Source organism: Chryseobacterium indologenes (assembly GCF_018362995.1).
GTDB lineage: Bacteria > Bacteroidota > Bacteroidia > Flavobacteriales > Weeksellaceae > Chryseobacterium > Chryseobacterium indologenes_G.
In genome coordinates, this window is sequence record NZ_CP074372.1 from 468,941 (window position 1) to 489,716 (window position 20,776).

The following is a 20,776-nucleotide window of genomic DNA, read 5'->3' on the forward strand; positions in this document are numbered from 1 at the left end:
TCTTATATTTGTTTTTATCTCATCAGGAGAATTTAAAATCTCAACAATCAAAAACGTTTCACCACCATGAAAAAATATGTCATCGGGCTGGACTATGGTACAGATTCCGTACGGGCCGTCCTTATTGATACTGAAAACGGTTCCGAAATAACTTCTTCAGTCAGCTACTACCAGAGATGGAAGGAAGGTAAATTCTGTAATCCCTCAGCCAATAGTTTCAGACAGCATCCTTCAGATCATATTGAAGGTCTGGAAAAGACTATTTCAGAAGTAGTACAAGAAAGCGGAATACCGGCAGAACAAATCGTCAGTATTTGTATTGATACTACAGGATCGTCGCCGCTTCCTGTAACCAATGATGGAACAGCCCTGGCACTGGTTCCGGGATTTGAAGAAAATCCCAATGCTATGATGGTTTTATGGAAAGACCACACCGCCATTCGTGAAGCCGAAGAAATCAATACCCTGGCAAGAACATGGGGTGGTGAAGATTATACAAAATATGAAGGCGGTATTTATTCTTCAGAATGGTTCTGGGCTAAAATACTGCACATCAGCAGAGCAGATGCAGAAGTAAAAAATGCGGCTTATAGCTGGATGGAACACTGTGATTATCTGACTTTCCTTTTATCAGATCATAAAGACCTGGCTACCTTTAAAAGAAGCCGTTGTGCAGCTGGCCACAAAGCTATGTGGCATGAGTCATGGGACGGCCTGCCTTCCGAAGAATTCCTCAACAGGCTTGATCCTTCTCTGGGAGCGCTCAGATCAAGATTATACCGGGAAACCTATACTTCAGATGAAATTGCCGGTTACCTGAATGAAGAATGGGCTGCAAAAACCGGTCTTACCACCAAAACCATCATTACCGTGGGAACCTTTGATGCCCACTCAGGAGCTGTAGGAGCCAGAGTGGAAGAAAATACACTGATCAGGATCATGGGAACTTCTACCTGTGATATTATGGTAGCCTCACAGGAAGCTATCGGAGAAAAAACGGTAAAAGGAATCTGTGGACAGGTTGACGGCTCCGTAATTCCCGGATTGATAGGGCTTGAAGCAGGGCAGTCTGCCTTTGGAGATGTGCTGGCATGGTATAAAGATATCCTGATGTGGCCGGTTCACCAGGTTATGGTGCATTCCGAAAGTATTTCAGATGAGCAGAAGACAAAGCTTGCTGAAGAAATGGAGGCAGGACTTATCAGAAAATTAACCCTTGAAGCAGAAAAAATTCCTCTTTCAGATACCGTTCCGATTGCCTTGGACTGGGTAAACGGAAGGAGAACACCGGATGCAGATCAGGAACTTAAAGCAGCCATCAGTCAGCTTTCTCTGGGAACAGAAGCTCCCCATATTTTCAAAGCTTTGGTGAATGCCATTTGTTTCGGAGCTAAAAAGATCGTTGACCGTTTTGAAGAAGAAGGTGTGAAAATCAATAAAGTGATCGGAATCGGAGGAGTAGCAAGGAAATCGCCGTTTATCATGCAGACACTCGCTAATGTTCTGGATATGCCGATTGTTGTTGCCGCTTCGGACCAGACTCCTGCGCTGGGGGCTGCTGTTTATGCGGCCGTATCAGCAGGAATTTATCCGACTGTACAGGAAGCAAGCATGAAAATGGGTTCCGGATTTGAAGCAGAATACGAACCGAAAGCCGAAGAAGTACAGCACTACAGAGAATTAATGCAGCAATACCAGAAGCTCGCTGATTTTGTAGAATACAATACCAAGCTGAAAAACAACAGAAAAGAACTTCAGAGCTCCTGAATATTAACCTTTTGAATGATACTCAAAATGAATACTTATAAAGAACTCCAAAGAGAATGTTATGAAGCGAATATGCAGCTGGATGCCCTGAAGCTGGTGGTCTATACCTTTGGGAATGTAAGCGCTGTGGATCGCGACAAGGGGATTTTTGCGATTAAACCAAGCGGTGTCCCTTATGATATTTTAAAACCGGAAGATATGGTGATTTTAGACTTTGATGCCAATGTCATTGAAGGCAGGCTCAGACCTTCTTCCGATACCAAAACCCACGCTTACCTGTACAAAAACTGGGAAAACATCGGTGGGATTTCTCACACTCATGCGATCTATTCCGTGGCCTGGGCACAGGCACAAATGGATATTCCTGTTTTCGGAACCACCCATGCAGACTATCTTACGACAGATATTCCCTGCGCTCCACCTATGCGGGATGAACTGATTGAAGGAAACTACGAATACAATACAGGAATACAGATTCTGGAATGCTTTAAAGAAAAACAGCTCTCTCCGGAAGAGGTAGAAATGGTTCTGATCGGCAATCACGGTCCGTTTACCTGGGGAAAAAATGCTGAGAAAGCAGTCTACAACAGTAAAGTGCTGGAAACCATTGCCGAAATGGCTTATCTCACCAGACAGATCAATCCTGATGCAGAGCGCCTGAAAGATTCGCTCATCAAAAAACACTATGAACGTAAACACGGCAAGAATGCTTATTACGGACAGGAATTTAAACACTAAACACTTCAACATCAACAACTATTAACGATCAACAAAATTATGTTAACACCTCTCAATACCAAAGAAATCTGGTTCATCACAGGAAGTCAGCATTTATACGGACCAGAAACACTGGCACAGGTAGCAGGCCACTCACAAAAAATTGTGGCAGAACTTGAAAAATCTTCTTTCATTCCGGTAAAAGTCATTGTAAAGCCAACGGTAAAAACTACCGAAGAGATATTTGAAACCATTGCAGCAGCCAATCAGGCAGAAAACTGTATAGGAATCATCACGTGGATGCACACTTTTTCACCCGCCAAAATGTGGATCAGAGGATTAAAAATCTTACAGAAACCTCTTTTGCATCTGCATACCCAATTTAACAGAGATATTCCATGGTCAACCATGGATATGGATTTTATGAATCTTAACCAGGCAGCTCACGGAGACCGTGAATTTGGTTTCATGGTAAGCAGACTCAGAAAGAACAGAAAAGTAGTGGTAGGACACTGGTCAGAAGAAAGAGTTCAGAAGCAGATCGGCGACTGGAGCCGTGTTGCTGCAGGCTGGGACGACTGGCAGGGAGCTAAATTTGCCCGTTTCGGAGATAATATGAGATTTGTAGCCGTTACGGATGGTGATAAAGTAGAAGCTGAAACCCAATTCGGCTTTTCAGTCAATACCTGGGGACTCGGTGATCTTGTTGGAGTTATCAATTCAATAAGTGAAGGGGAAATAAAAAGCCTTATGGAAGAATATGAATCTTCTTATCACATGGCAACATCCCTTTTACAAGGAGGAACTAACAGAAGTTCACTTCATACCGCTGCAAAAATTGAATTAGGACTTGAAAAATTTTTAAAAGAGGGAGGATTTAAAGGATTTTCTGATACTTTTGAAGACCTTCACGGGCTGGAGCAGCTGCCGGGAATTGCCGTACAGCGCCTGATGCAGAAAGGATACGGATTTGCAGGCGAAGGAGACTGGAAAACAGCAGCACTCGTACGTGCCATGAAAACAATGGGGCAGGGCCTTGAAGGAGGGAATGCCTTTATGGAAGATTATACCTATCATCTGGATCCTTCCAATCCTTCCATTTTAGGTTCTCATATGCTGGAAGTAGATCCTGTGCTTGCAGCCGGAAAACCTTCATGTGAGATCCATCCGCTGGGAATCGGGGGAAAAGCAGATCCGGTGCGTCTTGTTTTTAACTCCAGAGGAAATATTGATTCTCTGAACGCTGCCCTGATGGACTTTGGAAACCATTTCAGACTGCTGATCAACAAAACCAGAGCATTGGAAATTACAGAAGAGTTGCCAAAACTCCCTGTAGCAAGGGTTTTATGGAAACCTCTTCCTGATTTATATACCGCCGCAGAAGCCTGGATACTGGCTGGAGGGGCACACCATACATGTTACAGTGAAAATATTTCAGCAGAGCAGCTGGAGGATTTTGCTGAGATAGCTGGGATTGAATCATTAGTCATTGATGAAGATACCAGAATGCGTGATTTTAAAAATACACTTCGTTGGAATGAAATGTATTATCGTTAATTAATTTTAAAAAATATGTAAATAATTATGAAAAAAGCAACACATAATGGTATTTTTATTTTATTATTTTTAATTATTTTCGGCTGCAGAAAAGAAAATAACAAACAGGATATTTCAGGAAAAATGGAGAATGTTCATACTTCAGACTATGGAGTGACACCAAAAGGCGATTCTATTAAAAAATACACGCTGACCAATAAAAACGGGATGAAAGTTGAGGTCATCAACTTCGGAGGAATTATCACTTCTTTAACCGCTCCGGACAGGAACGGGAAATACGAGGATGTAGTCCTTGGCTTTACAAAACCAGAAGGGTATTTTGATGGCAACCCGTATTATTTCGGGGCATTGATCGGAAGATATGGCAACAGAATTGCCAACGCAAAATTCTCACTGGAAGGTAAAATATACGAAATCGATAAAAATGATGGTCCCAACAGCCTTCACGGAGGAAAAGAGGGATTTCATACCAAATTCTGGAATATTGAAGAGGTAAAGGATGCAAAATTTCCGACATTGAAATTGTCTTACACCAGCGCAGACGGTGAAGAAGGATACCCGGGAAAACTGACAACAACCGTTTTCTACACCCTTACAGATGACAATGCTTTGGAAATTTCCTATGAAGCAGAAACCGATAAGCCTACAGTGGTAAATCTTACCCAGCATTCTTATTTTAACCTGTCAGGAAACTTTACTAAAACGATCACTGATCATGAGCTGCAGATTAATGCAGATCAATTCCTTCCGGTGAACGAAACCCTGATTCCTACGGGTGAACAGAAAGCGGTAAAAGGTACTCCTTTTGATTTCACGGTTTCAAAACCGATCGGAAAAGATATCAGTGCAGAGGATGATCAGTTGAAAAAAGGAAAAGGATATGACCACAACTGGATCCTGAACGGAAAAGGTCTGAGGAGCATCGCCAAAGTGTATCACCAGGGAACAGGAAGACTGATGGAAGTCTTCACAGATGAACCCGGTGTGCAGTTTTATTCCGGAAATTTTCTTGACGGAAAATTTGATACTAAAACAGGAGGTAAAAATGAATTCAGAACAGGGTTCTGTCTGGAGACCCAGCATTTCCCGGATTCACCGAACCAGCCTTCTTTTCCTTCCGCAGAATTGAAGCCCGGACAGAAGTACCAGTCTAAAACCATCTATAAATTCTCCGTTAAAAAATAAACTATGGGAAAATTAGCAACTATTGATATCATCATATTCCTGATCTATTTCGTAGTGGTAGCTTCCTACGGACTATGGATCTATAAAAAGAAAAAATCTGAATCTACAGGAAGTAAAGATTATTTCCTGGCAGAAGGATCTTTGACCTGGTGGGCGATCGGAGCCAGCTTAATCGCTTCCAATATTTCTGCTGAACAGTTTATCGGAATGAGTGGTGAAGGTTTCTTTGTCGGAATTGCTGTTGCCGCTTACGAATGGATTGCTGCCCTTGCGCTGATCATTATTGCGGTCTGGTTTATTCCGATCTATCTTAAAAATAAGATCTATACCATGCCCCAGTTCCTGGAGAGAAGGTATAACAAATCTGTTTCATTGATTATGGCAGTCTTCTGGCTGTTTTTGTATATTATTGTGAATCTTACTTCCATTCTTTACCTTGGAGCTCTGGCTATCGATACTTTACTGGGAGGAGAACACCTTCACGGTATTATGATCGCTCTTTTGCTTATGGCTCTTCTGATCGGTCTTGGAGGAATGAAAGTAATTGGATATACAGACGTTATCCAGGTGGCTGTCCTTATTATTGGAGGTTTTGCAACGGTGTATATGGCTTTGCAGATTGTAGACCAGAGAATCAACGGAGCGGCTGTAGGAAATGCGCTGGCAGGATTCAATACCCTGATCAATGAGGCTCCGCAACACTTTAAGCTGATTCTTCAAAAACCTACAACGACCACAACTACGTTGGCAATGCCTCAAAACCTTGATGTGCAGAAGTATGTTGTGCTACCAGGTCTGGCCATGTATTTTGCTGGTCAGTGGATTGTTAACCTGAACTATTGGGGCTGTAATCAATACATCACCCAGAGAGCCTTGGGAGCAGATCTGAAAACGGCAAGAACAGGAATTTTATTTGCAGGTTTTCTGAAACTATTCATGCCTGTGATCGTAATGCTTCCGGGAATCGCGGCTTACGTTTTATATTCAAACGGACACCTTCCGGGATTCAACGGAGTAAAAGACGGAGCCTACTCTGCAATATTGGGATTCTTGCCTGTAGGATTGAAAGGATTGGCCATTGCAGCGTTAACAGCAGCAATTGTAGCTTCACTGGCAGGGAAAGTTAATAGTATCTCAACCATTTTTACATTGGATATCTATAAGAAATACCTTAAAACAGATGCTACCGAAATTCAGATGGTGAGAACAGGCCGCTGGGTAATTATTATCGCGATGATGACCGCATTGGCTTTCACCTGGACAGATGTTTTAGGAATTGGTGGTGAAGGAGGCTTCACATTCATCCAGAAATATACTGGTTTTATCAGTCCGGGAGTTTTTGCCATGTTCCTTCTGGGGATGTTCTGGAAAAGAACGACAGGTGCAGCTGCTCTTGTAGGGGTTATCTTAGGTTTTGTTCTGGCGATCTTCTTTAACAGCTTTGCCGTAGAAATTTTCGGGAAAGAGACGTGGATGTATACCGCATTCACTTATGAAAAACTGGAAAATGGAGTGGTGCATACCATTACCGAGATTCCTTTCCTGATCAATATGGGATGGTCATTCTTTATCACGATAATTGCCATGATCCTGATCAGTCTTGCAGGTCCGAAAATTAATCCTAAAGCTTTTGCCATTGATGCTACGATGTTTAAAGTAGACAACAGAACTTTAGTTTTGATTGTGATGACATTGCTTTTACTGACTGCTTTGTATGTAAGGTTTTGGTAAACGAACGTTGAATATGAAAAAGTGAATGGTCAATAGTGAATTCGTTTCACTGTCAATTTTTAAAAATTCATCATTGACTGGCGAAGCAAAATTGACTTTTTACACATAAAAAAAGGATGCTGAAAAAGCATCCTTTTTTTATGTGTTATATCTTAAACATAAATCCCCGCGAGATTTTTTTGTTATATTTTTTTTCGTCAAAGCGATAAAGAAAAGATCCTTTTCTGGATGAGGTCATGTCCTTTTTGTTGGTATTAACAAGGATATCCATACTGTTGATCTTGCTGGTAAAATTCCGCTTGTCAAATTTTTCATCAAAAATAGCTTCATAAAGATTCTGAAGATCCTTCATCGTGAATTTTTCAGGAAGAAGCTCAAACCCGATAGGTCCTGTGGAAGCTCTTCTCCTTAGCCTGGCTACAGCATCCTTTACCATTTCATTATGATCAAAAATGAGGACAGGTGCTTTCTGAAGCTCAACCCATTTTGCACTGTACTGCTCATTGATCTGAATATCTTTCTCAATATTGATGAGTGCATAATAGGAAATAGACATGATTCTGGCTGTTGGCTCACGGTTAATTTCCGTATAACATTTCAGCTGTTCAAGATAAATGTTTTCAAGACCGGTCAATGTACACAGAACCCTGTTAGCTGCCTCATCAGAGGTTTCCTCACTTCCAACGAATCCGCCCATCAGTGACCATTCGCCCATCTGCGGTTCAAAATTTCTTTTTACAAGAAGTATTTTTAGATTTTCGCCATCAAAACCGAAAATAATACAGTCAACGGCAACAAGGTGTTTGGGATATTGGGAGTAATCCTCAGTCATCTTTTATATTTTACTACAAAGGTAAAGCTTTTATAGATACGATATTATATAAATGTGATTCTCACACTTTTAAATCTGGATGATTTATTTCATTAAAATTATTCCTAAAGGATATTTTGGGAGGTAAAATTGTCATCAAAACCCGGAAATATCACTGAAATCAGGTTAATCATACGTGAATTCAATGTTAAAATTGTGTTAAAATTAAAATGAAGATTGATAATAATCAAGAAAAGGGACTTAACGTTAAAAATACGATAAGGTATTTGCTATATCGTTGAAATTTCTACCAAAACATATCCTGAATTCATTTTCATAGGGAATCGTATGATTTTAAGGTTTTGTTTTTCTGTTAATTAATTATCTTATTTTTTATGATAAGGTAGTGTGTTTTTTGTTATTTTTAGGGCTTTATAGAAAGTTTTAAATGAAAAAATAAGTCAAATAGACTCTGAAAATGTTTTGTATATTGAATCTTTCCATTATTTTAGAAATGTTGAATTAACATTTATAATGGCTCCGAAACTTTCTGCTTTTTTATTGTGTTTTGCTTCATTTGCCTCAGCTCAGGTGAAGGAAAAAATCTATTATTTCCCTTTGGAAAATGTCAGATTATCAGAGAGCGTTTTCAGCAAAGCGATGACGGCAGACCATAAGTACCTGATGGCCCTGGAACCGGATAGATTATTGGCTCCTTATCTTAAAGAAGCCGGATTGAAACCCAAAGCAAATAATTATCCCAATTGGGAAAACACAGGATTGGACGGCCACATAGGAGGACATTATATTTCCGCATTATCCCTGATGTACGCCTCTACAGGAGATAAGGCAATACAACAGAGAATTGATTATATGATCAGTGAATTGGCACGCTGCCAGAATACCTCTCCGGACGGATACATTTCAGGAATTCCCGATGGAAAAAAAATCTGGAAAGAAATTAAACAGGGAAACATTCGTGCTTCAGGCTTCGGTTTGAATGACCGGTGGGTACCTTTATATAATATTCATAAGCTGTACTCAGGATTACGCGATGCCTATTGGTATGCGAAAAGTGAAAAAGCAAAAACAATGCTTATCAGACTCACGGATTGGATGATGAACGAAGTATCCGGCCTTTCTGATGAACAGATACAGGATATGCTGAGCAGTGAATATGGAGGACTCAATGAAGTTTTTGCGGATGTTTATGAGATCACTCATGACCAGAAATATCTGAAACTGGCTCATCGCTTTTCCCATCAGGCTATCCTTACACCGCTTTTATCAGGAGAAGATAAGCTTACTGGACTTCATGCCAATACACAGATTCCAAAAGTAATCGGCTACAAACGGATTGCCGATCTTGAGAATAATACGTCCTGGAATAATGCCGCTGATTTTTTCTGGCATAACGTTACTGAGAAAAGATCTTCAGTTATTGGAGGTAACAGTGTCAGTGAACATTTTAATCCTGTGAATGATTTCAGCAGCATGATAAAAAGTATTGAAGGTCCGGAAACTTGCAATACATACAATATGCTCAAGCTGACTAAAGAGCTTTATGCAACCCTGCCTGAATCTTACTATATTGATTATTACGAAAAAGCATTATACAATCATATTCTTTCCACAGAAAATCATGATCAGGGAGGCTTCGTGTACTTTACGCCAATGCGTCCCGGGCACTACCGTGTATATTCACAGCCTCAGACCAGCTTTTGGTGCTGTGTAGGATCCGGAATGGAAAATCACGCCAAGTATGGGGAAATGATTTATGCCCGGTCGGATAAGGATTTATATGTGAACCTGTTTATCCCTTCCACATTGAAATGGAAACAGCAGAAAGTAATGCTGCGTCAGGTCAATAACTTCCCGGAAGTTCCTGAAACAACATTGATCTTTGATGCTGCAGGGAAGTCAGAGTTTGATTTAAAATTAAGATGTCCGGAATGGACCACTCCTTCAGAAGTAAAGATTCTGATCAACGGAAAACAGGAAAAAGTACAGCGTGATTCTGACGGCTATTTTACCCTGACTAAAAAATGGAAAAAAGGAGATGTCGTGAAAATGATTCTACCCATGCATCTTTCTGCGGAACAGCTGCCTGATCATTCCAATTATTATGCATTTAAATACGGGCCTGTAGTGTTTGCCGCAACATACGGAACCGAAAACCAACAGGGACTTCTTGCGGACGATAGCAGAGGAGGCCATATTGCTCATGGTCCGCAGATTCCTTTAAACGAAATTCCTGTTATCCTTGGAAGCCCTTCCGAGGTTGTCAACCATGTTAAGCCTTCCAACAATGGACCGCTCAATTTTGCCGTTACAGGGCTTTATCCGTCTGAAAAATTTGGAAAAGGCTTAAGTCTTGTGCCGTTTTACAGTATTCAGGCAGAAAGATATATCCTGTACTGGCCTCAGGCTGACAAAAATGAAATAGAAAATACATTGAAGCAAAGGGCAAAAGAAGAAGCTGAAACCAGAAAGCTGGATATGATCACCGCAGATAAAATTCAGCTGGGCGAACAGCAGCCGGAATCAGATCATTTTATAGAAAGCAAAGACTCCGGTACAGGATATATGGAAGACCGTCATTTCCGTGATGCCAAAGGCTGGTTCAGCTATCAGATGAAAAATAACGGAAAAAACGCTTCATTCCTTTACCTGCTTTATTTTGATGCCAATAACAATCGTACGTTGAATATTGAGATCAACGGTAAAAAAATCATTGCTCAAAATCTGGAAGGAAAGTCCGGAACTTTACCTCAATATCTGGTTGTTCCAATGCCGTATTCAGAAAAGAATAAAGAAAATCTTACAGTGAAATTACTGGCAGAAGAAAAACTAATGACTGCTAAAGTCATTGAATTACGTTTACTGACAGGTAATTACGAAAAGAAATAAAGCTGAACCAATTTTAAAAACAGATTTTTCCCATGAAAAACAGAATTCTATACTTATTATTTTTTCTTGCAGCCATTTGCAGTTTTGATGCAAAAGTAAGGCTGCCTGCTTTGGTTTCAGACGGAATGATTCTTCAGAGGAATCAGGATCTGAAAATCTGGGGATATGCAGATGCAGGAGAAAAAATTACGGTTAATTTTATCAATAAAGCTTATCATACAACAGCAGACCAAAATGGAAACTGGTCTCTTATGCTTCCAAAGCTTAATGCCGGTGGCCCATATACCATGGCAATTAATGAGATCACCCTTAAAGATATTCTTATTGGTGATGTGTGGGTAGCTTCAGGACAATCCAATATGGAACTTCCGATGCGCAGGTTGACACCTTTGTATGGAAATGAAATTAAAAACGCCAATAATCAGAATATAAGATTCTTCACGGTTCCGCAGAAATACAATTTTAAAGCTCCGCAAAATGATCTTGACGGTGGGAAATGGGAAAGTACAAATCCTCAGACTATTCTTGATTTTTCAGGAGTTGCCTATTTCTTTGCCAAAGAACTGAATGAAAAAAATAAAGTTCCTGTAGGAATCATTAATACCAGTCTGGGAGGATCTCCGGTTCAGGCCTGGATGGATGAAAAATCACTAAAAAAATATCCGGAATACCTGGCTGAAGCAGAAAAATGGAAAAATGATGATCTGATACAATCCACAGAATCTCAGGAAAGATCATTAAGCAAAGCATGGTATGCAGAGCTGGATCAGAGTGATATTGGGTTCAATCAGCACTGGGAAAAAGATAACGCCAATGATTCCGGATGGAAAACCATGATGGTTCCGGGATCATGGGAAGATCAGGAAGGTCCGTTTGACGGTTCGGTATGGTTGCGTAAAGAAATTATTCTTCCCAAAGGAGCAGACCAGAAAACAGCATTTTTAAATCTGGGAAGGATAAAAGATGCTGATATTACTTACATCAACGGAATAAAAGTAGGGAATGTAACCTATGAATATCCGCCACGCTGGTACGACATTCCGAAAGGTGTTTTAAAAGAAGGAAAAAACATCATTACGGTAAGAGTCATCAATGGCAGCGGAAAAGGACAGTTTATCGCTGATAAACCTTATTATTTTGAAATCGACGGAAAGAAAACAGATCTTAAAGGTGAGTGGAAATATAAAATAGGAGCAAAAATGGAAAAAATGGCTCCCGGACAAACATTTATCCGCTGGAAACCGGTAGGGCTTTACAATGCAATGATTAATCCACTGATCAATTATAAGATCAAAGGATTTATCTGGTATCAGGGTGAAAGCAATACCGGAGTCCCAAAAGAATACGGTGATTTGCTGTCGACAATGATCTCAGACTGGCGTTCAAAATGGAACAAAAAAGATATGCCATTCCTGATTGTACAGCTGGCCAATTTCATGGAGAAAAAAGATGAGCCTCTGGATAGTGGTTGGGCTGAGCTGAGAGAGCAGCAGAGAAAGGTTTCCCTCAATGTTCCTTATTCAGGACTTGCTGTAGCTATTGATTTGGGAGAATGGAATGACATTCATCCCTTAAATAAAAAAACAGTGGGTGACAGGCTTGCTTTACAGGCCCTGAAAGTTGGAGAAGGCAAAAAAATCATAGCTGACGGACCCGTTTATCAGTCGATGAAGGCAGAAGGAAATACCATTATTCTATCCTTTAAGCCAGGGACAGATGATCTGGTACAGGGAAGCCTTACAGGTTTTGCCATAAAGCAGAAAGATGGCAGCTATCAATGGGCAAAAGCAGAAGCAAAAGGAAATAAAGTCATGGTATGGAATGATCAGGTCACAAGCCCTGTCAATGTACGCTACGACTGGGCGGATAACCCGGACGGCAATCTTAAAAATAAAAGCGGGCTTCCTGCTTCACCTTTTACAACAGAAAAAAATTAATTTAACATAGAAAACCTTATCAAAATCAATGGATAATCAGCCACAAAAAATATCGGTAGTAGAGAAAGTAGGGTACAGTCTGGGAGATCTGGCGGCCAACCTTGTTTTTCAGACCTTAGTGACCTACCTTACTTATTTTTATACAGATATTTACGGACTCAAAGCAGAAGATGCTTCTGTCATTACCCTTACCGTAGGTTTAATTGCCGGGTTTGGCTTTAATCCGCTTATCGGAGCACTGGCAGACCGTACAAGCTCACGATGGGGGAAATTCCGTCCATGGATTCTATTTACCGCTGTACCGCTTGGTATTGCAGCACTTTTAGCCTTCAGCACGCCTCACTTTTCCTATCAGGGTAAAATGATCTATGCTGCAGTTACCTATTCATTATTATTGTTATTGTATGCATCTAATAACTTACCATATGCTGCTTTGAGCGGTGTTATCACGGGAGATATGGGAGAAAGGAATAGTATTTCTTCATATCGTTTTGTAGCTGTAATGTTTGCACAATTCTTTGTACAGGTATTTATGTTGCCTATCATTCTATATGTAGGACACGGAGACAAAGCACAGGGGATCGAGACTGTTATGACATGGCTGGCGGTGATCGGATCCGTCATGTTACTGATTACCTTTTTTACCACCAAAGAAAGAATCATTCCCAAGCCGGAGCAGAAATCAAGTCTGAAAGAGGATTTAAAAGATTTATTCCAGAATAGACCCTGGATTATTATGCTTACCGTGACTGCATTTATATTCATCACGCTGGCCATGAAAGGAGGTTCTTATGTATATTATTTTAACAATTATGTGGATGAGAATGCTCTCAAAAGTTTTATCTCGCCTATTACAGCATTTTTTAATTCTGCAGGGATGAATTTCTTTGGGGAAGACCCAAAGTCTGCAGGATTCGGATTGTTTAATGCAGGAGGAATTGTCATGATGATTGTCGGCATTACCTTCTCTAAAAAATTGGCAGACCGATTTGGAAAACGGGACACTTTTATTGTGTCATTATTCATTTCTACATTATTCATCCTCGCTTTTATATTCTATCCTCCGAAAGCAGTAGGAATTATGTTTTTATCACAGGTTTTACATGGATTCTTTTACGGAATCAGTACACCGCTTTTGTGGGCTATGATTGCTGATGTGGCCGACTATTCGGAATGGAAAAATAACCGCAGGGCTACAGCTATTATCTTTTCTGCCATGATGGTAGGATTGAAAGTTGGTCTCAGCATCGGAAGCTCTTTGGTAGCTTTGATCATAGGAAAATACGGATATATTTCTGTTCATGGAAATGAGCAGATTATTCAGCCTGAAACAGTGGCAGCAGGAGCCAAAATGCTTGTGAGCATATTTCCGTCCATACCGTTTTTCATTGCGTGCGGACTGCTTTTATTTTACAAAATCAACAAAAAAATGGAAGTTCAGATTGAAAAAGATCTGGCTGAAAGAAGAAAATAAAACGATTACTATGAAACGTATTTTAATTGGTTTGGCGGCTCTTACCGCTTCCGGGCTGTCCGCACAGAAATCCGATGGTACTTTAAAAAAAGCATTTCAGGATAAATTCTATATCGGGACTGCTATGAGTCTTCCTCAGATTGACGGGACAGATCAGAAAGCTGCAGCGATTATCAAAAAACAATTCAGCTCTATTGTGGCCGAAAATTGCATGAAATCGATGTTTCTGCAGCCTCAGGAAGGAAAGTTCTTCTTTGATGACGCTGATGAATTTGTTGATTTCGGGATGAAAAATAATATGTTCATCATTGGACATACATTAATCTGGCATTCCCAGCTTCCAAAATGGTTTTTTTCAGATGAAAATGGAAAAGATGTTTCTCCGGAAGTATTGAAACAGCGCATGAAAAACCACATTACAACCGTAGTTTCCCGCTACAAAGGAAAAGTAAAAGGTTGGGATGTGGTCAATGAGGCCATTCTTGAAGACGGATCCTACAGAAAAAGTAAATTTTACGAAATCTTGGGGGAAGATTTTATTCCTTTGGCATTTCAGTATGCACAGGAAGCCGATCCCAATGCAGAATTATATTACAACGATTATAATGAATGGTATCCGGAAAAGGTAAAAACCGTTATTAAAATGGTTGAAAAACTTAAATCAAGAGGAATCCGTATTGATGGAGTAGGAATGCAGGCCCATGTCGGAATGGATATCCCTTCCATAGATGAATATGAAAAAGCGATTCTGACGTATTCCAATGCTGGAGTTAAGGTCAATATCACAGAACTTGAAATCAGTGCGCTGCCTTCTCCATGGGGAAGCTCTGCCAATGTTTCAGATACTGTTGCCTATCAGAAAAAAATGAATCCTTACACCAAAGGACTTCCCAAAGAAGTAGAAATGAAATGGGAAAAGCGTTACCTTGATTTCTTTGGCTTGTTTTTGAAACATAAAGATAAAATAAGAAGAGTAACCTTATGGGGCGTTACCGACAAACAATCCTGGAAAAACGATTTCCCGGTGAAAGGAAGAACAGATTATCCGTTATTGTTTGACAGGAACGACCAGGAGAAACCTGTAGTACAAAAGATAATAAAGCTGGCAGAGAAAAATTAAAATCAATAGAATTTTTACTTAATGAAAAAATCAAAATATTTATTCCCGGAAGATTATATGGCAGACCCTTCCGTTCACGTTTTTGAAGATAAAATCTATATCTATCCTTCTCACGACCGCGAAAGCGGAATTGAAGAAAACGATAACGGAGATCATTTTGATATGAATGATTACCATGTCTTTTCAATGGATGATGTGGACGGCGGAGAAATAAAAGACCACGGCGTAGTCCTTTCGGTAAAAGATATTCCATGGGCGGGGAGACAGTTGTGGGATTGCGATGTTGCCTTCAAAGATGGCAAATATTATATGTACTTTCCTCTGAAGGATCAGAATGATATCTTCAGAATCGGGGTTGCAGTGAGTGATAAACCTTACGGACCTTTCATCCCTGAAGAACATCCGATGATGGGAAGCTACAGCATCGATCCCTGCATTTTTGAAGATAAAGGAAAATATTATATGTACTTCGGAGGGATCTGGGGCGGACAATTACAGCGATACAGAGATAATAAAGTGCTTGAATCTGCTGTAATTCCAGAAAATGATGAACCAGCAATCCATTCAAAAGTGGCACTGCTGAGCGATGATATGCTTCAATTTGCGGAAGCTCCTAAAGACATTGTCATCATTGATGAAAACGGAAAGCCTCTGCTTCATGGTGATAAGCACCGCTTTTTTGAAGCATCATGGATGCATCAGTATAATGGTAAGTACTATTTTTCATATTCTACAGGAGACACTCACCTGATTTGCTATGCGACCGGGGATAATCCTTACGGTCCGTTTACTTTTCAGGGTGAAATTCTTACTCCAGTGGTAGGATGGACAACCCATCACAGCATCGTAGAATTCAAAGGAAAATGGTATCTGTTTTTCCATGATTCTGTTCCGAGTGGCGGTAAAACATGGCTGAGAAGCATGAAGGTTGTTGAACTGGAATACGATCACGAAGGTAAAATCAAGACGATTGAAGGTCTGGAAGACCGATCATAGTCATCTTTAATTAATTTAAAATTTTTCAATGCGATATCTGAGACTCAACTTACTATTTTTTCTGGTATTTCCTTTGCTGGTTTTCGCGGAGGACGGAAGTCAGCTCTGGCTTCGGTTTCCTGCAAAAAACGGAATATCGGCAGATAAAATTATTTCCAAAGGCAGCAGTCCAACCCTGAATATTGTCAGAAAAGAGCTTAGCAGACACTGGCAGGGACAGGCGGTGGAACTTCGTACAGAAAACAAAGACAAAAACCTTAAAGACGGTTACAGGATTGTTTCCACCCCTGAAAAAATCGTTATTTCTGCAGGGAAAGAAATAGGATTGTTGTACGGTGTCTATCATATCTTACGATTGCAGCAGACAAAGGCAGATCTGTCTCATTTAAATACTGTTGAAAAACCATCATACGATGTAAGGGTTCTGGACCATTGGGATAATCTGGATGGAAGTATTGAAAGAGGATATGCCGGAAGATCACTCTGGAAATGGGAAGATTTACCGGGGAGAATTTCTCCACGCTATGAAGAATATGCAAGAGCGAACGCTTCAATAGGAATCAATTCCGTTGTTTTGAATAATGTGAACGCATCTCCCAATATGCTTAGGGAAGACTATCTTAAAAAAGTAAAGGTTCTGGCTGATATTTTCAGGCCTTATGGGATTAAGGTATATCTTTCCGTGAATTTTGCTTCACCTAAAGTGCTGGGCGGATTACAAAATTCAGATCCACTGAATAAAGACGTGCAAAAGTGGTGGAAAGATAAAGCAGCTGAAATTTACAGATTGATTCCTGATTTCGGCGGGTTTTTGGTGAAAGCCAATTCCGAAGGACAGCCTGGCCCTCAGGATTACGGAAGAACGCATGCAGACGGAGCCAATATGATGGCCGATGCTCTGAAACCTTACAGTGGAATCGTGATGTGGAGAGCATTTGTCTACAGTCCGAGCAAAGACGACAGAGCCAAACAGGCTTATCTGGAATTTGTTCCTCTGGATGGGAAATTCAGGGATAATGTCATTATTCAGATCAAAAACGGTCCGGTTGATTTTCAGCCCCGCGAAGCTTTTAATCCGCTTTTCGGAGCATTAAGAAAAACTTCTGAAATGGTAGAATTTCAGATCACCCAGGAATATCTGGGCTTTTCAAATCATCTGGTTTTTCTGGCTCCATTATTCAAGGAAACACTGGATAGTGACACCTATTCTGACGGCCAGGGCTCCACGATTGCTAAAATAACAGACGGTACTTTAAGACCTTCAAAAATTACAGCTATTTCAGCCGTTGCCAATATTGGAGAAGATACCAACTGGACGGGACATCATTTTGCACAGGCTAACTGGTATGCATTCGGGAGATTAGCATGGAACCATCAGCTGAGTTCAGAGCAGATTGCCGATGAATGGATTAAAATGACCTTCACAGACGATCAGAAATTCCTGGATCCGGTAAAGGAAGTCATGCTTTCTTCCAGGGAAACTGCTGTGGATTATATGATGCCTTTGGGACTTCACCATATCTTTGCGGGAGGACATCATTATGGTCCTGAGCCATGGGGAGATTATAAAGGCGGAAGACCGGACTGGTCTCCTGTCTATTACCATCAGGCTGATGCTCAGGGATTGGGCTTTAACAGAACAAAAACAGGAAGTAACGCGGTTTCACAATATTTTTCACCATTGAATGAAAGATATGGGAATATCTCAACCTGCCCGGAAAATCTTATTCTATGGTTTCATCATGTTCCGTGGGATTATCCAATGAAAGACGGGAAAACCCTGTGGGATGAGCTGTGCTATACGTATGATTCCGGGGTAAAAAAGGTAAGGGATTATCAGAAAATCTGGGATAAAATGGAACCTTATATAGACAAACAGAGGTTTGCAGATGTTCAGTCAAAGCTCAGAATTCAGTCAAAAGATGCGATATGGTGGAAAGATGCCTGTCTGCTTTACTTTCAGACTTTTTCCAAAAAGCCGATTCCTTACGACATAGAACGTCCTGTTCATGAGCTGGAGGATCTGAAAAAGATCAAATTGGACATGGGGCATCACAATTAAAAAATGAGGCAGCTCTTTTTCCTGGTTGGAAATGGAGCTGCCTCAAAACAATAAACTGTAAGTAAAATTTTAATCCAAAATAATTTGGAATGATCGATATGTCAATCTATCTGTATGTATTCCTGTTTATCGGAGAGAAATTATCTTATTAAAAACATTTCCATTCTCTTCAACCTGAATGATGTATTGGTCTGCTGTTTTCGGGTCAAGATCAAAAGTGATATCCACTTTGCCGTCAGCATATTTTTTGTTTGAAGTATAATATGTTGTATTGGAAAGATCATATACTGAAATGCTTACAGGTCCTTTCGCATCAGACATATGAAGTTTTGCCATATGCCCGGAAACAGTATATTCAGGCTTATGCACAGCACTTACAGGTGTTTTTTCCACCTCCATTACATTATCAGCATTGATTTTGATTTTGTATTTCTCTATCTTCACTTCTGATTCTGCTACCAGATAATAGGTTCCTGGCGTAAAGCTCTGAAAATCATAAGACTTTATCAGATGGTCTCCATCTGCAAGATTTTCGAAAAACAGCTCGTCATGTGCAGTGTTATAAACAAAAACAGAAACACTTTTAGCATTTGAAAGCTCAAAGTTCAATGTTTTGTCTTGTACGTTTCCAAAGGAAAGGGAAAAATCTCTGTCCTTACTCATTACATTTGCTGAAACCAATAAGGCTCCTGCAAAAAATACGGCTTTTAATAATGTGCTCATGGGTTAACGCTTTTAGGATTACTATTGCAAAGCTATGGCAGCAATAGTTCTCAGGCTATAATTAAATTTTCATATTTGTGTACTATATTAACTTTGTTTGATCTTATTGATATATTATTTGTTAATTTTGCATATGAAATTATTTGTTTTTGCTTTATGAAACATGTAAATCCTTCTTTTGAGGCGATAAGGCCAACCATAGGAAGCAGTTTTACCAGCCTGAAATTTCTCACCAATGAGAATATAAAATCACATGTCTGGCATTACCATCCTGAGATTGAGCTGATTTTTGTGTGCAAAGGTTCCGGGAAAAGACAGATCGGAAGCAGTATCTCTTATTTTTCAGATGGTGATCTTGTCCTGATAGGAAGCAATCTTCCGCATTGCGGACTGACCAATGAAAGTACCCATAATGAATACGAAATGGTCATTCAGTTTAAACCTGATTTTTTAGGTGAACCTATCTGGGACCTTCCGGAGATGCAAAGGATTTCAGGGTTGCTTGAAAAATCAAAAGCAGGAATCGTGTTCGGGGAAGAGGTGAAGAAAATAATCGGAAAGGAGATTACCGAGATGCATGAAGCTTCCTCTCTGGACAAGCTGTGCAGATTTCTGAAAATATTGGATGAACTGTCTGTGACCCAGGATTACAGGATTTTAAATGCAGGAAAATATTACCTTCAGACGCAGGTTGAAGACAATGAAAGAATCAATCTTATATTTAATTACGTTAAAGATCATTTTAAAGAAGCCATAACCCTCGAAGAAATGGCTGATCTTGCCAACATGAAAGTACCGTCTTTTTGCCGTTATTTTAAAAAAATTACCAATAAAACCTTTACGCAGTTTGTCAACGAATACAGAATTACCCATGCCCTTAAGCTTCTGGCAGAACAGCCATTGAGTATCACAGAAGTTTGCTTTGAATCAGGGTTTAATAACTTCAGCTACTTTAACAGGACTTTTAAAGACTACATTCAAAAAAGTCCTTCTCAATACCGGAAAGAATTTAATTACTTTATGGAGTAATTTTTATGAAAATCTGAAAATTCACCTCTAGATTATAATTTATTAAAATATAAGTGTAAATTTAACACTTATAAATAACAGTCATATCTATGAAATTTTTTATTGACACTGCCAATCTGGCGATGATAGAGGAAGCCAGCACCCTTGGAGTTCTGGACGGAGTAACCACCAATCCTTCGCTGATGGCGAAAGAAGGTATTTCGGGAAAGCATAATATCCATAATCACTATTTGGATATCTGTAAAATTGCTGATGGAGATATAAGCGCGGAAGTACTCGGAATTACTTTTGAAGAAATGATTAGAGAAGGGGAAGAGCTTGCTGCATTACATCCGCGGATTGTCGTAAAAGTTCCTGTAACCAAGGACGGAATTAAAGCGATCAGGTATTTTTCTGAAAAAGGAATAAAAACCAACTGTACGCTTGTTTTCTCAGCCGGCCAGGCCTTGTTGGCAGCCAAAGCTGGCGCTACTTATGTTTCTCCGTTTCTGGGAAGACTCGATGATGTTTCTACAGACGGTCTTCATCTGATCTCAGAAATCAGAGAGATTTATGACAACTATGCTTTTGCTACTCAGATACTGGCTGCTTCAGTCCGACACAGTATGCATATTATCAATTGTGCAAAATTGGGAGCTGATGTCGTAACGTGTCCGCTGGCTCCGATACTATCTTTACTTAAACATCCGCTGACAGACTCAGGATTAGACCAGTTTATTAAAGATTCACAAAAAATGAAATAAGATTGGGCAGAAAA

The 20,776-nt window shown here is 40.0% G+C and carries 15 protein-coding genes; 13 read left to right on the plus strand and 2 right to left on the minus strand.

The genetic code is table 11. From position 1 onward, the window contains the following. The first annotated feature begins 66 nt into the window (after nt 1-66). Genes DYR29_RS01885 through DYR29_RS01905 form a run of 5 tightly spaced genes read left to right on the plus strand, consistent with a single transcriptional unit; the run spans nt 67 to nt 6,957 of the window. Nucleotides 67-1,767 (plus strand): ribulokinase, encoded by a 1,701-nt coding sequence (locus tag DYR29_RS01885; RefSeq protein ID WP_213279008.1) that lies wholly within the window; start codon nt 67-69, stop codon nt 1,765-1,767. Nucleotides 1,768-1,794: 27 nt separating this feature from the next. Then, on the plus strand, nt 1,795-2,505 hold the full coding sequence (locus tag DYR29_RS01890) for an L-ribulose-5-phosphate 4-epimerase (RefSeq protein ID WP_213279009.1): 711 nt from the start codon (nt 1,795-1,797) through the stop codon (nt 2,503-2,505). 39 nt (nt 2,506-2,544) lie between these two features. Next, nucleotides 2,545-4,041, plus strand: a complete 1,497-nt coding sequence (gene araA, locus DYR29_RS01895) for an L-arabinose isomerase (RefSeq protein ID WP_213279011.1) — start codon at nt 2,545-2,547, stop codon at nt 4,039-4,041. A gap of 27 nt (nt 4,042-4,068) precedes the next feature. Beyond that, a complete protein-coding gene (locus tag DYR29_RS01900) occupies nt 4,069-5,226 on the plus strand; it encodes an aldose epimerase family protein (protein WP_213279013.1) in 1,158 nt (385 codons plus the stop codon). Nucleotides 5,227-5,229: 3 nt separating this feature from the next. Continuing rightward, a complete protein-coding gene (locus DYR29_RS01905) occupies nt 5,230-6,957 on the plus strand; it encodes a sodium:solute symporter family transporter (protein WP_213279014.1) in 1,728 nt (575 codons plus the stop codon). A gap of 145 nt (nt 6,958-7,102) precedes the next feature. Here the strand turns inward: DYR29_RS01905 and DYR29_RS01910 are convergent, their stop codons facing one another. Continuing rightward, nucleotides 7,103-7,789, minus strand: a complete 687-nt coding sequence (locus DYR29_RS01910; RefSeq protein ID WP_213279015.1) for an NUDIX hydrolase — start codon at nt 7,787-7,789, stop codon at nt 7,103-7,105. 513 nt (nt 7,790-8,302) lie between these two features. Between DYR29_RS01910 and DYR29_RS01915 the strand changes: the two genes are divergently transcribed. The 6 genes from DYR29_RS01915 to DYR29_RS01940 are packed head-to-tail and all read left to right on the plus strand — an operon-like array spanning nt 8,303 to nt 18,267. Further along, nucleotides 8,303-10,678 (plus strand): glycoside hydrolase family 127 protein, encoded by a 2,376-nt coding sequence (locus tag DYR29_RS01915; protein ID WP_213279016.1) that lies wholly within the window; start codon nt 8,303-8,305, stop codon nt 10,676-10,678. Nucleotides 10,679-10,710: 32 nt separating this feature from the next. Next, entirely contained in the window at nt 10,711-12,615 is a 1,905-nt protein-coding gene (locus tag DYR29_RS01920) for a sialate O-acetylesterase (RefSeq protein WP_213279017.1), read from the plus strand. A gap of 28 nt (nt 12,616-12,643) precedes the next feature. After that, a complete protein-coding gene (locus DYR29_RS01925; RefSeq protein WP_213279019.1) occupies nt 12,644-14,089 on the plus strand; it encodes an MFS transporter in 1,446 nt (481 codons plus the stop codon). 10 nt (nt 14,090-14,099) lie between these two features. Continuing rightward, the gene (locus DYR29_RS01930; RefSeq protein WP_213279020.1) at nt 14,100-15,209 is read left to right on the plus strand and encodes an endo-1,4-beta-xylanase; all 1,110 of its coding nucleotides are present in this window, start codon (nt 14,100-14,102) and stop codon (nt 15,207-15,209) included. Between the two features lie 21 nt (nt 15,210-15,230). Then, the gene (locus DYR29_RS01935; protein WP_213279021.1) at nt 15,231-16,205 is read left to right on the plus strand and encodes a glycoside hydrolase family 43 protein; all 975 of its coding nucleotides are present in this window, start codon (nt 15,231-15,233) and stop codon (nt 16,203-16,205) included. A gap of 28 nt (nt 16,206-16,233) precedes the next feature. Continuing rightward, nucleotides 16,234-18,267: an alpha-glucuronidase gene (locus DYR29_RS01940; protein WP_213279022.1), complete on the plus strand. Its 2,034-nt coding sequence runs from the start codon at nt 16,234-16,236 to the stop codon at nt 18,265-18,267. Between the two features lie 126 nt (nt 18,268-18,393). On the opposite strand, the gene DYR29_RS01945 is transcribed toward DYR29_RS01940, so the two are convergent. After that, complete coding sequence (locus DYR29_RS01945) at nt 18,394-18,990, minus strand: hypothetical protein (protein ID WP_213279024.1); 597 nt, start codon at nt 18,988-18,990, stop codon at nt 18,394-18,396. A gap of 156 nt (nt 18,991-19,146) precedes the next feature. Between DYR29_RS01945 and DYR29_RS01950 the strand changes: the two genes are divergently transcribed. Beyond that, on the plus strand, nt 19,147-20,019 hold the full coding sequence (locus tag DYR29_RS01950) for an AraC family transcriptional regulator (RefSeq protein WP_213279025.1): 873 nt from the start codon (nt 19,147-19,149) through the stop codon (nt 20,017-20,019). 89 nt (nt 20,020-20,108) lie between these two features. Further along, nucleotides 20,109-20,762 (plus strand): fructose-6-phosphate aldolase, encoded by a 654-nt coding sequence (fsa, locus tag DYR29_RS01955; RefSeq protein ID WP_047422624.1) that lies wholly within the window; start codon nt 20,109-20,111, stop codon nt 20,760-20,762. The last annotated feature ends 14 nt before the right edge of the window (nt 20,763-20,776 follow it).

What these genes read in the sequence shown, in the direction of transcription:
- DYR29_RS01920 (WP_213279017.1), top strand. Translation starts at nt 10,711, where the DNA reads ATGAAAAACAGAATTCTATACTTATTATTTTTTCTTGCAGCCATTTGC.
- DYR29_RS01940 (WP_213279022.1), top strand. Translation starts at nt 16,234, where the DNA reads ATGCGATATCTGAGACTCAACTTACTATTTTTTCTGGTATTTCCTTTG.
- araA (WP_213279011.1), top strand. Translation starts at nt 2,545, where the DNA reads ATGTTAACACCTCTCAATACCAAAGAAATCTGGTTCATCACAGGAAGT.
- DYR29_RS01930 (WP_213279020.1), top strand. Translation starts at nt 14,100, where the DNA reads ATGAAACGTATTTTAATTGGTTTGGCGGCTCTTACCGCTTCCGGGCTG.
- DYR29_RS01945 (WP_213279024.1), bottom strand. Translation starts at nt 18,990, where the DNA reads ATGAGCACATTATTAAAAGCCGTATTTTTTGCAGGAGCCTTATTGGTT.
- DYR29_RS01950 (WP_213279025.1), top strand. Translation starts at nt 19,147, where the DNA reads ATGAAACATGTAAATCCTTCTTTTGAGGCGATAAGGCCAACCATAGGA.
- DYR29_RS01935 (WP_213279021.1), top strand. Translation starts at nt 15,231, where the DNA reads ATGAAAAAATCAAAATATTTATTCCCGGAAGATTATATGGCAGACCCT.
- DYR29_RS01885 (WP_213279008.1), top strand. Translation starts at nt 67, where the DNA reads ATGAAAAAATATGTCATCGGGCTGGACTATGGTACAGATTCCGTACGG.
- fsa (WP_047422624.1), top strand. Translation starts at nt 20,109, where the DNA reads ATGAAATTTTTTATTGACACTGCCAATCTGGCGATGATAGAGGAAGCC.
- DYR29_RS01925 (WP_213279019.1), top strand. Translation starts at nt 12,644, where the DNA reads ATGGATAATCAGCCACAAAAAATATCGGTAGTAGAGAAAGTAGGGTAC.
- DYR29_RS01905 (WP_213279014.1), top strand. Translation starts at nt 5,230, where the DNA reads ATGGGAAAATTAGCAACTATTGATATCATCATATTCCTGATCTATTTC.
- DYR29_RS01900 (WP_213279013.1), top strand. Translation starts at nt 4,069, where the DNA reads ATGAAAAAAGCAACACATAATGGTATTTTTATTTTATTATTTTTAATT.
- DYR29_RS01915 (WP_213279016.1), top strand. Translation starts at nt 8,303, where the DNA reads ATGGCTCCGAAACTTTCTGCTTTTTTATTGTGTTTTGCTTCATTTGCC.
- DYR29_RS01910 (WP_213279015.1), bottom strand. Translation starts at nt 7,789, where the DNA reads ATGACTGAGGATTACTCCCAATATCCCAAACACCTTGTTGCCGTTGAC.
- DYR29_RS01890 (WP_213279009.1), top strand. Translation starts at nt 1,795, where the DNA reads ATGAATACTTATAAAGAACTCCAAAGAGAATGTTATGAAGCGAATATG.